Here is a 14,023-nt window from a genome sequence, read left to right on the forward strand (position 1 = left end):
GGTTACATTCCGAACCCGGAAGCTAAGCCTTACAGCGCCGATGGTACTGCAGGGGGGACCCTGTGGGAGAGTAGGACGCCGCCGAACAATTATTCACAGAGAACCCCCATCCGGGAAACCGGATGGGGGTTCTTTGCATTTCCAGACAATCTCAACAATCCGCTCGGGCTATGTCCACCCGCAGGTGGTGCTAGGACCACCTCGCAATTGGGGTGGCATGGCCAGTGCCTGGAGCGGGTCGTTCGTGAACACTTGTGGAGGACGATCGAGACCGGCATCAGGAGCTTCCGTGGCAACAGCGAGTCGAACGAGCGGCGCGACGGTGCGCGCGCAGACCGAGGCGGCCGTCGCGTCGGGCGGCCAGGGGCTGGCGCGGCTGGCTCTCCTGGTGGTGGGCGCGGTGCCGGGGCTAGTGCTGCCGGTGGGGGCGGCGATGGCGGCGGGTGGGGTCACGGCCTCGGTCTTCCAGGATTCGTACTACCCGGTGGTCCTGTTCGGCCTCGCGGTGGCGGCCATCGCCGGCGCCCTGGTGGCGGCTCTGTTCGTGCGCCGCACGGCGAGCCGGACGCGCCAGCAGCTGGAGCGCTGGTACGGCATCCGCCTGCCGGCGGTGTACCAGCCCCGGCCCGCGTTGGAGCTGGACGAACGCGGGCACTGGTGGACGGGCTACTCGTACCACCGCTCCCGGACGGTCGCGAAGTACGCGCAACTGCTGCACTGGGGCGCCCGGGACCGGACGACCCGGTCGGAGGTGACCTGGCTGGCCATCAGCCCCGCCCTGGTGGTGGCGCTGGCGGGCCCGGTGGCCGTCCTGATGGTGCTGGGCGTGGCCTGCACCCTGACGCCGCTGCCTGTGGACGGGTTCGGGCCGGTGCCCGCACGCCTGGTGTCGGTCCTGCTGAGCGCCGTGCTCGGGCTCGGCATGGTGGCGGTCGGGGTGCTCGTGGCGCCGTACGCGGTGCGGGGGTACGCCGAGGCGGCCCGCCGGGTGCTGGACCAGGACGGCCGGGCGACGCACGCCCAGCTGACCAGGCGGGTGGCCGAGCTGACCGAGACCAGGGCGGACGCGGTCGGCGACCAGGCGGCGGAGCTGCGGCGGATCGAGCGGGACCTGCACGACGGCGCGCAGGCGCGACTGGTCGCGATAGGGATGACGCTGGGCACCATTGAGCACCTGATGGACACCGACCAGGCGGCCGCCCGGGAACTGCTCTCCGAGGCGCGGCAGTCCTCGGCCCGGGCGCTCCAGGAGCTGCGGGACCTGGTCCGCGGCATTCACCCGCCGGTGCTCGCCGAGCGTGGACTGGGCGACGCCGTGCGCGCCTTGGCGCTGGACAGCGCCCTGCCGACCGAGGTGTGCGTGAGCCTGCCGGACCGTCCGCCGGCGCCGGTGGAGGCGGCGGTCTACTTCAGCATCTGTGAGCTGCTGGCCAATGCGGCCAAGCACTCCGGGGCGGAGCAAGTGTGGGTGGACATCCTGTACCGGGCCGGGCTCCTACGGATCACGGTGACGGACGACGGGGTGGGCGTGGCGGATCCGTCCCGGGGCACCGGCCTGCGCGGGATCGAGCGGCGATTGGGTACCTTCGACGGTGTCCTCGCCATCGACAGCACGTCGGGCGGTCCGACCACCATCACCTTGGAGCTGCCGTGCGAGTTGTCCTCGCCGAGGACCTCTACCTCCTTCGCGAAGGCCTGATCCGACTGCTGGAGGCGCACGGTTTCACCATCGCCGCGGCCGTGGAGACGGGCCCCGAGCTGCTGGAGGCGTTGCTGACCCACCGGCCGGACGTGGCCGTGGTCGACGTCCGGCTGCCCCCGACGCTCACCGACGAGGGGCTGCAGGCGGCGCTGAAGGCCCGCAAGGAGATCCAGGGCTTGCCGGTGCTGGTGCTGTCGCAGCATGTTCAGCAGCTGTACGCGCGCGAGCTGCTGGCCGACGGCACCGGCGGGATCGGATACCTGCTGAAGGACCGGGTGTTCAACGCCGACCAGTTCATCGACGCGGTCCGCCGGGTGGCGGCCGGCGGAACGGCGATGGACCCGGACGTGATCGCGAAGCTGATGCAGATCACCTCGCGTCGGCCCGGCCCGTTGCTGCGGCTGTCCCCGCGCGAGCGCGAGGTGCTGGAGCTGATGGCCGAGGGCTGCTCCAACTCGGCGATCGCCGCCCGTCTGGCGGTCAGCGACGGGGCGGTGGCCAAGCACATCGCCAACATCTTCACCAAGCTCGAACTGGCCCCCGCCGAGGACGCCAACCGCCGGGTGCTCGCGGTGCTGACCTACCTCAACGGAACGGCCGGGCCGAAGGGCTGACGATCCGCCCGGTCCACGGCGGGCGGGTCGTCAGCCCCGGACGGTGACACGCCAGGCTGCGGAAACGCTGAAACAGGTGTACGAGTAAACTCCGGTGGGCCGAGCCCGGAGGTCGCTCAGCCGTCCGGCGCCCCGACAAGCGGGAACCGGCAGCCGAGGCAGCGTACGGCAGCAGCCGACATCCAGGGGTTGATAGACGTAATGGCACGCCCAACGCTCACCAAGGCCCATCGGGGCCTGCTCGGCCTGGTCGCGGCCGGCGCCTGCATCATCTCGGGCATCGGCTTCGCGGGCTCGTACAACGCGGTGCGCGAACTGGCCCAGGAGAAGGGCTTCGGGGCCTTCTCCTACGCCTTCCCGATCGGCGTCGACGCCGGCATCGTCGTGCTCCTCTCGCTCGACCTGGTACTGACCTGGCTGCGGATTCCCTTCCCGATGCTGCGGCAGACCGCCTGGGTGCTGACCGTCGCCACCATCGCCTTCAACGCGGCCGCCTCCTGGGGCGATCCGCTCGGCATGGGGATGCACGCCGTCATCCCGGTGCTCTTCGTGGTCGTGGTCGAGGCCTCCCGGCACGCGGTCGGCCGGATCGCGGCGATCACGGTCGACCGGCACATGGACTCGGTCCGGATGATGCGCTGGCTGCTCTCCCCGGTGCCGACCTTCAAGCTCTGGCGCCGGATGAAGCTGTGGGAGCTGCGCTCCTACGACGAGGTCGTCCGGCTGGAGCAGAACCGCCTGGTCTACCGGGCGCAGCTGCGCTTCCGGTATGGCCGCGGCTGGCGCCGCTCGGCGCCGATCCAGGCTCTGCTGCCGCTCAAGCTGGCCAAGTACGGGGTGCCGCTGGACCCGGCGCTGTTCGACCGTCTGGACGAGGAGGCGCGCGAGCGCGAGGCCCGGGAGGCTCTGGCGGAGAAGGAGGCACTGGAGCTCCAGCGGCAGGACGGCCGCGCCGCCACGGCCATCGCCCCGGCCGAGGCCGCCGCCCCCGCGGCTCCCGTCGCCGCCGCCCCCGCTTCGGCCCGCCCGGAGCCGGCCCGGCAGGCGCAGCAGATACCGCAGGTCCAGCCCCAATCCCAGGCCCAGGCTCAGACCCAGGTCCAGCCCCAGCCCCAGCCCCAGCCCGAACCGGCCGCGGCCCCGGCTCCGGTCGCCGTCGCGCCGATGTCCGCCGAGGTGGCCGCGCCGATGCTGGCAAAGCTGGCGGCCGTCCGGCTGCGTGCCGCGCAGGAGCCGGACGGCGTGGCGGAGGAGGCCCCGCAGCCGCACCGCGAGGAGCTGAACGTGTGGACCGAGCGCCCGGTGCGCACCACGGGACACCCGTCCGACGCCGCCCCCGGCGGGCGGGTGCCCGGCCAGGCCTCGCCGTGGTTCAAGCCCCCGCGTCCGGTCGCCGAGGAGCCGGTCCTCCCGCAGCAGCCCCAGGCCCAGGTCGCCCAGGAGGCGGGGTTCGCCGCCGAGCCGCAGCCCCGTCACCCGGGGCAGCCCCTTCCGGCTGGGCAGCCCGCTCCGGCCGAGCAGCCCGTCCACGGCGAGCAGTTCGTTGCGGCCGAGCAGCCCCCCGTCCATGACGAGGAGTCCGCGCCGCGCTCGGCCCCGTCCCGGCTGGATCCGGACCTGGCCTATGACGCGCTGGTCAGCTACATGGACAACCACGAGCACCAGCCCGACCCGCAGCGCCTCGCCGAGTGGCTGACCAAGCAGTATGGCGTCACCGGCAACCGTCCGGACGGCTCGGTCCACCCCAAGGACGTCGCCGAGCTTTACCCGCAGCTGCGCGACCGCTACGCCGCCGCCGGGAGGGACTGACCCGGGCCGCCTCGGCCGGACACCCCGTGGAACGTTCCTCCGTCGAACGCTTCTCCGTCCACCGCTCGGTCGGCCGTTGACGCCCGGTTCGGCCGGAGCTACCTTCTCCTCAACAAATTGTTGAAGTGTTGGTCCGGCGTGGAGGAGTGCGGATGTCGCAGGTCGAGGTCGACGGTAACGGACCGACGGGCGGGGCCTCCTTCTCCGCCGCCGCCCGCGCCGCCGTGGAGGCGTTGCTCGCCCCGGTCGACGCCGACCTGGCGCGCCGCTACCCCGGCGACACCGGTACCAGGCAGCCGGTGCACACCGTCTACGTCCCGGCCGACGCCTTCGCCGCCGACACCGTACGGGAGTGGGGCCGCCAGGCTCTGGAGGCCTTCGACACCCACGCCCGTACCCCCGCCGAGCTGGCCCGCGCCCTCGGCCTGGCCGACGACGAGCTGCTCGCCGACGTGCACGCCCGGGTCCGCGCCAAGCTGGAGCGCGAGCCGGTCGAGGACCTGCGGATCGACTTCGAGGACGGCTACGGACCCCGCCCGGACGCCGAGGAGGACGCCGCCGCCGTCCGCGCCGCCGAACTGGTCGCCGCCGCCGTGGCCGAGGGCGCCGCGCCGCCGTACCTCGGCATCCGGATCAAGTGCATGGAGGCGGCCGTCCGCGACCGCGGCATCCGCACCCTGGAACTGTTCCTGGCCACCCTGCTGGCCGGCGGCGGCCTGCCGGACGGCCTGGTGCTCACCCTGCCCAAGGTGACCTACGCCGAGCAGGTCACCGCGCTGGTCCGGCTGCTGGAGGACTTCGAGCGCCGCGCCGGGCTGCCCGCCGGCCGGATCGGCTTCGAGATCCAGATCGAGACCACCCAGGCCATCCTCGGCCCGGACGGCCGGGCCACCGTGGCCCGGATGATCGAGGCCGCCGAAGACCGCGCCACCGGGCTGCACTACGGCACCTTCGACTACAGCGCCTCCTGCGGCGTCAGCGCGGCCCACCAGAGCATGGACCACCCGGTCGCCGACCACGCGAAGGCGGTCATGCAGGTGGCCGCGGCCGGCACCGGCGTCCGACTCTCCGACGGCTCGACCAACGTCATCCCGACCGGCTCCACCGAACAGGTGCACGCCGCCTGGAAGCTGCATCACGACCTGGTCCGCCGCTCGCTGGCCCGCGCCTACTACCAGGGCTGGGACATGCACCCGGCGCACCTGCCGACCCGCTACGTCGCGGTGTACTCCTTCTACCGCGAGGGCCTGGCGGCCGCCGCAGCCCGGCTGGCCGCGTACGTCGCCAAGGCCGGTGGCGACGTGATGGACGAGCCGGCCACCGCCCGGGCGCTCAGCGGCTACCTGCTGCGCGGCCTGGACTGCGGCGCCGTCGACCCGGCCGAGGTCACCGCGCTGACCGGCCTGGACCGCGCCCGGCTGGACGCCCTGGCAGGGCGCTGACCCCGCGACCGGCCGACGAAGCCCGGCCAGGGCTTAGGGCGTGTCTTGTGGATCAGGTCGCGGTCTCGGCCTGATTCACAAGACACGCCGTAGGCTGGCGGTGCCGCCCCGGGACGCCCGGGGTGTGCGCCGCCAGCCGTCGCCGTTTCCGGGAGAACCACCGCGTCATGTCCGCCACGCCGGAACCGACCGCCAGGCCGTACCTCACCATCCGGCGGGCCGGCAGCCACGAGACCGAGATCAAGAAGTCCCGGTTCATCTGCCACCTCGCCCGGGTCGCCGACGAGGAGGAGGCGCAGGCCTTCATCGCCGGCATCCGCAAGCAGTACTGGGACGCGCGGCACAACTGCACCGCCTTCGTGGTCGGCGACGAGCAGCGCCGCGAACGCTCCAGCGACGACGGCGAGCCCGGCGGCACCGCCGGGGTGCCGATGCTGGAGGTGCTGCGCCGGCGCGGCCTGACCGACACCGCCGCCGTGGTGACCAGGTACTTCGGCGGCATCAAGCTCGGCGCGGGCGGCCTGGTGCGGGCGTACGGGAACGCGGTGTCCGAGACGGTGGACGAGATCGGTCTGCTGGAGCGGCGGCCGGTGGCCCTGCTCGCGGTGACGGCCGACCACGTGCGCGCCGGGCGGGTGGAGAACGACCTGCGGGCGGCCGGCTACACGGTGAGCGACCTGGCCTACGAGCCGGCCGGGGTGCGGATCGAGGTGGGTGTGCCGCAGCCGGAGGTGTCGGCCTTCCACGCCTGGCTGGCCGAGGCGACCGGCGGTACCGCCGTCGCGGTCCCGGCCGGCCGGACGTACGTCGAGGTGCCGGTCTGATGCCGGAGCAGGCGGGCGGCGGCGCTTTCGGCCACCTATTCGGCCAGATCGCGGCCGATCCGTTTCGGAGCCTTGCGGGGCGTGCCTAGCCTGGTCCGGTCGTCGAGCAGGAAGCCGCCCCGAGATGCCCGTCGTCCAGACCGTCACCCTGCCGCCGGGGGCCAGCACCGGCTGGCACTACCACCCGGGCCGGGTGGACGTGGTGGTGCTGTCCGGGACGCTGACCCGGACCCTGCACGACGGCCGGGTCGAGGTCAGCCGGGCCGGGGACTCGCTGGTCGAGGAGGCCGGACCGGTCCACGTCCACGTGGGGCGCAACCTCGGGGACGAGCCCGTGGTGCTGATCGCGAGCTATGCCGCCCCGGCCGGTTGCCCGTTGGCGGTGCCGGTCGCGGAGCCCGCGTGGAGTCGCAGCGGCGCCCGGCCCGCCGAGGCCTGACCTGCCGAGGTCTGACCAGGGCTGCTCCGGCGCTGTCACCCGTGCCCCGTCGCCCGCCGTCCGCCGTCCGGCGACGAGGGGGCGGGCCCGGGAGCCGCGCCACGCGGTGCACGGCTTGAGCAGATTCACCCGAACGTATTGACGTGGCCCGGAGTTGGAACTTCCGCTCCGGGCCGTGGCGTTTCCTGGGCAAGGATCCGGCCGAACCGGACGAATAACCCATCGATGGAGGACACCAGACCCCACCCCGCACCACGGAGGTATGCGCATGACCTCAGACCGCTTTTCGTCGCCCGCCGGCGCCGACCTGACCGGCCCCGCGACGCCCTACCGGATGACCGTCACCACCACCCTCCCGCACCGCGAGGCCGTCGCCCTGGCCGACGAGCAGCTCGCCGCCTGGCTGAAACAGGAAGGCTGCGAGGAGCCCCCGCCGGCTCCCCGTGCCCTCACCGGGCCGCCCCCGGCCGGACCGGCCTCGACGGGGACGGCTCCAACCCGACCGAAACTGCCCGAACTGACGCCCCCTGGGCTGACGACGTCCGGACCGACGCAGCCCCGATCGGCCCCCGCCGCCGAGCGACTGCGCCTGGGCGACCGCGTCCTGCTCGACCGCGACCAGGGCCCGCTGCGCGGCGGCCCGGCCGCCGGCCGCTACGACCGCCGGCGCCTGCGCACCCCGACCCCGCACGGCACCCAGCAGCTCACCCTGACCGTGGCCACCGCGGCCGACGGCCCCACCTGGGTCCGGCTGGAGGCCGAGACGCACAGCACCGGCAACGGCGTGCGGACGCCCTGCCGGGTGCCGGTGCCCGAACTCGCCCGCACCCTCCTGCCGCTGCTCGACGCCACCGACGGCCCGGCCGCCGTCCACCCGGCCCCCCGGGTGATCACCGCCGGCGAGGTCGACGGCCTGATCGACGAGCTCTGCGACCCGGAGCGCCGGCTGCCCGTCGTGGTCGCCAGCGTCCCGGTGAACCTCCCGCTCGACCGCTGGGTCGAGGACGTCGTCCGCCCGCTCTGCCACCAGCTGCCCGGCCTGGCCACCGCCTACGTCCTGGACCCGGGCGCCCGGACCGGGTTCAACGTCGCGCTGGAGTACCACAGCGTCTACGGCGGAGCGGTGCGCACCTACCTGCCCGAGGTCGACCCCGCCTCCCGGTGCGACGGCGCCCGGCACCCGGTGCTCGCCCGGGGGCGAATAGAGCAGGACCTCCGCCGCGCGGCCGGGCTGCTCGCCCGCGAGCCGCGCCGGCTCGCCGCCGACCTGCCGCTGCCGCCCACGCTGGCGGCCGTCCCGGTGCTGCGGGTCGCCCCGGCGCCGCCCCGCGCGGCCGTCAGCCCGGCCGGGGACCAGGCGGCCGCCCGCGCCGAGCTGGCCGCGCTCGTCCGGGAGGAGCAGCAGGACCGCGCCGAGCAGCAGGCCAGGGCCGACGAGCTGGAGCGGGTCCGGCGCACCCTGCGGCACGAGCGCCGGGACAACCGCGTGGGTCGGGACAGCCGGGACAAGCAGGACGGCCGCGAGGGTCATGAGGGCCGCGACCGTCCGGAGCTCCGCGAGCGCCACGACGGCCGGGACGGCCACGTACGGGCCGGCTCCCGCGCCCTCACCGGGCGCCACTGCATCCTCCAGGGCGCCGCCGGGCACTTCGCCGCCAAGCCGTTTGCCCGGCCCGGAAAACCGGAGACCTTCACCGAACTCATGGCCAGGATCGACGAGTTCACGCTGCTGACCTTCACCGGTGACCAGAAGAACGCGCTCGCCCTGGACGGGCTCCGGTGCTCCGGCGCGGGCTGGGCCCGGCTCGCCTGGGACGGGCTGACCGCCCTTCAGGAGTACGCCGAGGCGGCGGTCCGCGGCGCGGCCGGCGGCGACTTCAAGCAGTGGTGCGAGCACACCCCGGAGGGCTGCCACCACTTCCCGCCCCGCAAGGCGGTGCGCGGGGAGTCCCGGACGGTGTTCAGCCACACCAAGTGGAAGCGCGAACGGATGCTGCCCGTCCCGGAGAGCGTGGACGCCTCCCGGCGCGCCTTCATGGGCGCACACCTGCGGATCGGCGGTGGCCGTACCGCGCCCCGGCTGCACTACCTGGACGACTGCTCGGGCAGTGGCCGGATCTATGTCGGCTACATCGGCCTGCACCTGACCAACACCCGGACCAACTGAGAGGCTGGGCTGACCACTGCCGCCCGTTCGGTGGACAATGTCCGGCAGGGGCGGGCCGCAGGGTCGCCGGCCGCCCCGGGCAGGCGCCGGACGAGCATGGGGGAACGACGACCGATGCAGCACTCAGCAGACGGCCAGCCCGACGGCACCGCCACCGTCCAGTTCCCCCGGCCGGGCTTCCTCGCCTCGGTCTTCAGAGAGTTCAACACCGGCCAGGGGCAGGGCCAGGGCCTGGACCCGGACGCCGCCGACCCCGGCCCGGCCGCCCCCGGTACGCCCGGTGACGGCATGCCCGATGACGGCGCGTCCGGTGGTGGCATGCCCGATGACGGCGCGTCCGGTGGTGGCGGGTCCGGCGATGGTGCGTCCGGCGGCGGCCCGGCCGAGCCCGAGGAGTCCATCGCCGCCCACGGCCGGGCTGCCGCCCTGACCCACCACCGCACGCTCACCGTCCAGGCCGAGCACGACCGGCTGGCCGACCTGCTCCGGCGGGCCGCACTGCCCGTCTCGGCCATGGACTTCGAGAGCCAGCTGCGCCACTACGAGCCCCGCCCCTACCAGGCCGACGGGCCGGAGACCGGCAGCGAGGCCGAGCCCCGCTGGGCGGACTTCGCGCCCGCCGGGCCGGCCACCGCCGACCCCGACGGCGCCCCGGCCCGTCGCCTGCTCGACTCCGGTTACCAGCGCGAACTCGCCCAGGCCCGGCTGGCCCACCAGCGTTCCCTGCGCGAGTGGCGCACCCGCCGGGCCGAGGCCGACAACCCGGCCGCAGACGAGTCCCGGCGCGTCCACGAGGCGGCCGAGGAGGCCCGGGCCCGCGCCGTGCGCGAGTACAACGAGAGCCTGGAGGAGTGCCGACGGGCCTACCGGCTGTCCGAGCCGGCCGCCGTGGAGTCACTGCTGGAGCGGGCGCTCGCCGCGGCCGAGACCGCCACCCAGGACCTGCCCGCCCCCTGCCGGGCGGTCTTCCGCCCGCTCACCCGCACCGCCGTGCTGGACCTCGACCTGCCGCCGCTCGACCTGGTGCCCTCGCTCACCGGCTACCGGCTCGCCCCGGACGGCGACATCGTCCCGGTCCCGCGCCCGCCGGCGGACCGGGCCACCGACTATCTGCGCCTGGTCGCCCGGCTCGCCCTGCGCGCCCTCCAGGCCGCCGACGCCGTCGACACCGACGAGATACTCGCGGGCGTCGTGCTCAACGGCTGGCTGCGCGAGCCCGGCACCGCCGAGCCGCTCTGCCTGGTCAGCGTGGACGCCGACCGCGACGCACTGGCCCGCACCCGGCTGCTGCCGCCCGCCACCCCGTACGAGGAGCGTGACGACGAAGGCGTCTACGCCGACGCGGAGCAGGACGAGGCGCTCGTCCGGCTGCGCCAGCTCGGCGCCGCCGTCACCCCGAACCCGTACGGCCGGGTGGGCGTGCAGCCCGCCGCGCAGGCGGGTGCCGCCGTACCGGCCGCACCCGACCTGTCCGCGAACGAGTTCGCCCAGCTGGTGCGCGACCTGCTCACCCGTGGCGGGCTCGCCGAGTGGAGCGTGCGGCTGCGCGGCCCGGCCGGACTGGTCGCCACCGGCGAGGGGGCCCCGGGCAGCGCGCTGCCCGGCCGCTGGGTGGTCTGGGCCTCCCGGGGCGCCGCGCCGGTCAGCGCGGAGGAGATCGTCACCCTGGCCGAGGCCGTTCAGGAGGAGTCCGCCGAGCGCGGACTGCGGCTGACCACCGGCCGCTTCGCCGACGAGGCCCTCGACCTCACGGGCGAGGAGAGCCACCGCCACATCCACCTGGTCGACGGCGAAGGCGTGAGCGAACTCGCCCGCACCCACCTCGGCCTGCCCCTCGCCGCAGGCCGCTGACTCCACCTCCGGTCCCCGCCCCCACCCTCGTCCCCGTCCCCGTCTTCGCAGCTCACCCCGACGGACCGCCCGGCGGGCGCGCCCCCGTACCCGACCCGAGGCTGGGGAACGGGCACCGGCGGAGCAGCGGCACCCCGGGCGATCACCGTCGAACGGTCGTCCGATACGGTCGGCGGTCGGCCCGGCCACGGGCGGACCCCAGGGGGAGAGGAATGGGCAGAGCGCCCGGCAGACCACACGGCGGCACCCGCCGGCGCCCACACGGCGGATCGACCCACCCGGAGGCGGCCCGGTGACCGCCGTCCTGGTCGCCGCCGGGGCGTTCCTGATGACCCTGATCGGCGGCTTCGTCGCCCAGCGCACCGGCGACCGCCGCCACCTCGTGCTCGGCTTCGCCGCCGGCCTCATGCTCGGCGTGGTCGCCTTCGACCTGCTGCCCGAGGCCATGCGCCAGGCACCGGACGAGGTGCACGGCGTGCCGCAGGCGCTGTTGATGTTCGCGGTCGGCTTCCTCACCATCCACGTGGTCGAACGCGCGGTCGCCATCCACCGCGGCCACGAGAGCGAGTACGCCGAGCACACCCACGGCCACCAGCACGCGCACGCCCACCACGCCGGGCGCCAGGGCGTCGGCCTGACCGCCGCGCTGGCCCTGGTCGGGCACAGCGTGATGGACGGCTTCGCGATCGGCGCCGCCTTCCAGGCCGGCACCACGGTCGGAACGGTCGTCGCCATCGCCGTCGTCGCCCACGACTTCGCCGACGGCTTCAACACGTACACGATCACCCGGCTCTACGGGAACAACCGGCGGCGGGCGCTGACGCTGCTCGCGGCGGACGCGCTGGCCCCGGTGTCCGGCGCCGCGATCACCCTGGCCTTCACCATCCCCGAGCACCTGCTAGGCCTCTACCTCGGCTTCTTCTCCGGGTTCCTGCTCTACCTGGCGACCTCCGACATCCTCCCGGAAGCCCACAGCCCGCACCCCTCCCGCAGCACCCTGCTCTGCACCGTCGCCGGGGTGGGGTTCATGTGGCTGGTGATCGGCCTCGCCACCTAGGCCCGGCAGGGCAGGCCGGGACGGGCCGGGACGGGGTCTAACGCGGCGGGCCGCCCAGCGCGGCCGACCGCTCCCGCGTCACCGCGCTGCGCCCGGGGGCGCCGTCCGCGGTGGTGGACCGGCTGCGAGGAAGCGGGCCTCGGCGGCGCGCAGCACTCGCAGCAGCACTTCCTGCTCGTCGGGACCGACCTCGCCGAAGTACTCCTGGGCCACCTCGTGCCGGACCTGCCCGATCCGTTCCACCGCTGCGCGGCCCGCCTCGGTCAGCAGGATCCGGACCGCCCGCCGGTCGGCCGGATCGGGCCTGCGCTCGACCAGGCCGGCCTCCTCCAGTGCGTCGACCACGGTGGTCGCCGAGCGCGGGGCGATGTGCAGCCGCTCGGCGAGGTCGCTCAGCCGCATCGCGCGGTCCGGCAGCTCGCAGCCGGGCGCGTGGGCCAGGGTGTTCAGCGCCCGGGCCTGGCCGGGGGTGATGCCGTACGGCTCCAGCCGCCACCCGGTCTGCCGACGGATCCGCTTGATCGCCCTGGTCATCGTGTCGGCCAGCTCGGCGGCGGTGTCCGAGGCCGTGGTGTCCGAGGCCGTGTCCGAAGCGGTGGTGTCCGAGGTCGTGGTGTCCGAGGCGGTCGCCTCGGCAGGGGCGCCGGGCGGGCCGGGGGAGGGGTCCGCCGGGTCGGTCGGCGTGGTGGTCATCGGCGGTCTCCTCGGCAGGCGTCCGTCCCAGGGTATCGGCCGGTCCGGGGCCGGCGGCCGACAGCGGACGGCACCCGGAGAAAAATGTTGAGCTTGGCTCAGTACCTGGGTTAGCGTAGCCCCGACTGAGGGGACCCTAAGTTCTCTCCCCGGATCCTGGAGGGCCCGTGCCCCGCTCCGAAGCCCGCGTCACCACCGACCGCCCCACCCGCTACGCCAAGCAGCTCGCCGCCCACATGGGCCGCAAGATCGAGGCCACCTTCTCCGAGGAGACCGGCCGCGGCACCCTGGTCTTCGGCGCCGGCACCGCCACCCTGGAAGCCCGGCCCGACGCGCTGCTGCTCACCGTCGAGGGCGAGCGGGAGAACCTGCCCGGCCTGGAGGACGTCGTCGGCCGCCACCTCGTCCGCTTCGGCGCCCGCGACGAACTCGTCATCGAGTGGCACCGCGACAACGGCGAGACCGGCCTCGTTCACCGCAACGACGACCCCGAGGCCTGACCGCCGCCCCCGCCGCCCGGCCGGGGCAGCCACCGGGCCAGCCCCCACAGCACCAGGGCGGCCAGGCACCAGCTGGCCACCACGTCCAGCAGCCAGTGGAAGTCGCTCCACACCAGCCCCGCGCCGACGCCCACCGCCAGTAGCATCGCGCCCGCCGTCAGCAGGCGCGCCGCCCACGGTCCCGCCACCCGCACCAGCAGCAGCGCCGCCACCCCGTACGAGAGCGACGCGGTGGCGGTGTGCCCGGACGGGTACCAGCCCCACTGCCCCGGCGTCAGCGGATCACCGAGCGGGCCCGGCCGGGCGAACGCCGCCTTGGCCGGCACCACCAGCAGCGGGATCAGTCCGGCGGTCAGCGCCGCCACCGGCAGCGGCAGCCACCAGCGCCCCGCCGCCCCCGTCCGGCGCCACCGCCACGCGGCCAGCACGCCGGCCGCCAGCAGCACCGGGATCGCCGGCACGCTGTCGCCCAGGTCGGACAGGACCTGGCCCAGCTGGTCCAGCAGCGCGCTGGGGTGGTCCCGGTGGGCGCTCCGGACGGCTCCGCGGACCGCGCGGTCCCATCCGAGCAGCGGGCCGTCCACCGCCACCTGCCACGAGACCAACAACAGGACGACCGCCGCCGTCAGCGGCACGGCCACCGAACGGGCCACCCGGCCCGGAACGCCGGACAGCCGCCCCGGAGCAGGGGGGAGAGCTCCGGGGCGGCTCTGATGATCGCCGTTCCGTGCGCCCCGGGGGGTGTGGGTCGGACGGTCGGTCGATCGGTCTTCGGTGGGTGCCACCCCTCCCGGGGCGGCCTGGTTGTCCTCGCGGCACGCATGCGGACCCGCCGTCGGGGGCGACCCCGCAAGCGGCTCCGCCCATGGCTGCGGCTCGCTGTCCATCGGTGATGACACTACGTCAACAGCCCTTCCGCGCCGAG

12 protein-coding genes and 1 rRNA gene are annotated in these 14,023 nt (G+C 74.7%); 11 read left to right on the plus strand and 2 right to left on the minus strand.

Translation table 11 applies throughout. From position 1 onward, the window contains the following. The 10 genes from rrf to AB0R04_RS29820 all read left to right on the plus strand — a co-directional run. A 5S ribosomal RNA gene (gene rrf / locus AB0R04_RS29775) occupies positions 1 to 87 on the plus strand; the annotation flags it as partial. Positions 88 to 289: 202 nt separating this feature from the next. Next, entirely contained in the window at positions 290 to 1,699 is a 1,410-nt protein-coding gene (locus tag AB0R04_RS29780; protein ID WP_363376662.1) for a histidine kinase, read from the plus strand. Then, a complete protein-coding gene (locus AB0R04_RS29785) occupies positions 1,651 to 2,316 on the plus strand; it encodes a response regulator transcription factor (RefSeq protein WP_063347646.1) in 666 nt (221 codons plus the stop codon). The genes AB0R04_RS29780 and AB0R04_RS29785 overlap by 49 nt, the downstream gene beginning before the upstream one ends. A gap of 201 nt (positions 2,317 to 2,517) precedes the next feature. Further along, positions 2,518 to 4,125 carry a DUF2637 domain-containing protein gene (locus tag AB0R04_RS29790; protein WP_363376663.1) on the plus strand — a complete coding sequence of 536 codons (1,608 nt, stop codon included), beginning with the start codon at positions 2,518 to 2,520 and terminating at the stop codon, positions 4,123 to 4,125. Positions 4,126 to 4,277: 152 nt separating this feature from the next. Next, complete coding sequence (locus AB0R04_RS29795; protein ID WP_363376664.1) at positions 4,278 to 5,567, plus strand: aldolase/citrate lyase family protein; 1,290 nt, start codon at positions 4,278 to 4,280, stop codon at positions 5,565 to 5,567. A gap of 167 nt (positions 5,568 to 5,734) precedes the next feature. Then, positions 5,735 to 6,391, plus strand: coding sequence for a YigZ family protein (locus tag AB0R04_RS29800; RefSeq protein WP_363376665.1), 657 nt, complete (start codon positions 5,735 to 5,737; stop codon positions 6,389 to 6,391). Positions 6,392 to 6,515: 124 nt separating this feature from the next. Then, complete coding sequence (locus tag AB0R04_RS29805) at positions 6,516 to 6,830, plus strand: cupin domain-containing protein (protein ID WP_079135597.1); 315 nt, start codon at positions 6,516 to 6,518, stop codon at positions 6,828 to 6,830. Between the two features lie 268 nt (positions 6,831 to 7,098). Beyond that, positions 7,099 to 8,997 (plus strand): hypothetical protein, encoded by a 1,899-nt coding sequence (locus tag AB0R04_RS29810; RefSeq protein WP_363376667.1) that lies wholly within the window; start codon positions 7,099 to 7,101, stop codon positions 8,995 to 8,997. A 114-nt stretch (positions 8,998 to 9,111) separates the two neighbouring features. Further along, positions 9,112 to 10,848: a restriction endonuclease gene (locus AB0R04_RS29815; protein ID WP_363376669.1), complete on the plus strand. Its 1,737-nt coding sequence runs from the start codon at positions 9,112 to 9,114 to the stop codon at positions 10,846 to 10,848. Positions 10,849 to 11,176: 328 nt separating this feature from the next. Then, complete coding sequence (locus AB0R04_RS29820; RefSeq protein WP_063351112.1) at positions 11,177 to 11,905, plus strand: ZIP family metal transporter; 729 nt, start codon at positions 11,177 to 11,179, stop codon at positions 11,903 to 11,905. Positions 11,906 to 11,983: 78 nt separating this feature from the next. Here the strand turns inward: AB0R04_RS29820 and AB0R04_RS29825 are convergent, their stop codons facing one another. Further along, positions 11,984 to 12,598 (minus strand): MarR family transcriptional regulator, encoded by a 615-nt coding sequence (locus AB0R04_RS29825; RefSeq protein WP_363376671.1) that lies wholly within the window; start codon positions 12,596 to 12,598, stop codon positions 11,984 to 11,986. 167 nt (positions 12,599 to 12,765) lie between these two features. Between AB0R04_RS29825 and AB0R04_RS29830 the strand changes: the two genes are divergently transcribed. After that, complete coding sequence (locus AB0R04_RS29830) at positions 12,766 to 13,098, plus strand: DUF2218 domain-containing protein (RefSeq protein ID WP_063347639.1); 333 nt, start codon at positions 12,766 to 12,768, stop codon at positions 13,096 to 13,098. Here the strand turns inward: AB0R04_RS29830 and AB0R04_RS29835 are convergent. Further along, positions 13,071 to 13,739 carry a phosphatase PAP2 family protein gene (locus AB0R04_RS29835; protein ID WP_363376673.1) on the minus strand — a complete coding sequence of 223 codons (669 nt, stop codon included), beginning with the start codon at positions 13,737 to 13,739 and terminating at the stop codon, positions 13,071 to 13,073. The genes AB0R04_RS29830 and AB0R04_RS29835 overlap by 28 nt on opposite strands. Between the last annotated feature and the right edge of the window lie 284 nt (positions 13,740 to 14,023).

It is taken from the genome of Kitasatospora sp. NPDC056731 (assembly GCF_040687675.1).
GTDB lineage: Bacteria > Actinomycetota > Actinomycetes > Streptomycetales > Streptomycetaceae > Kitasatospora.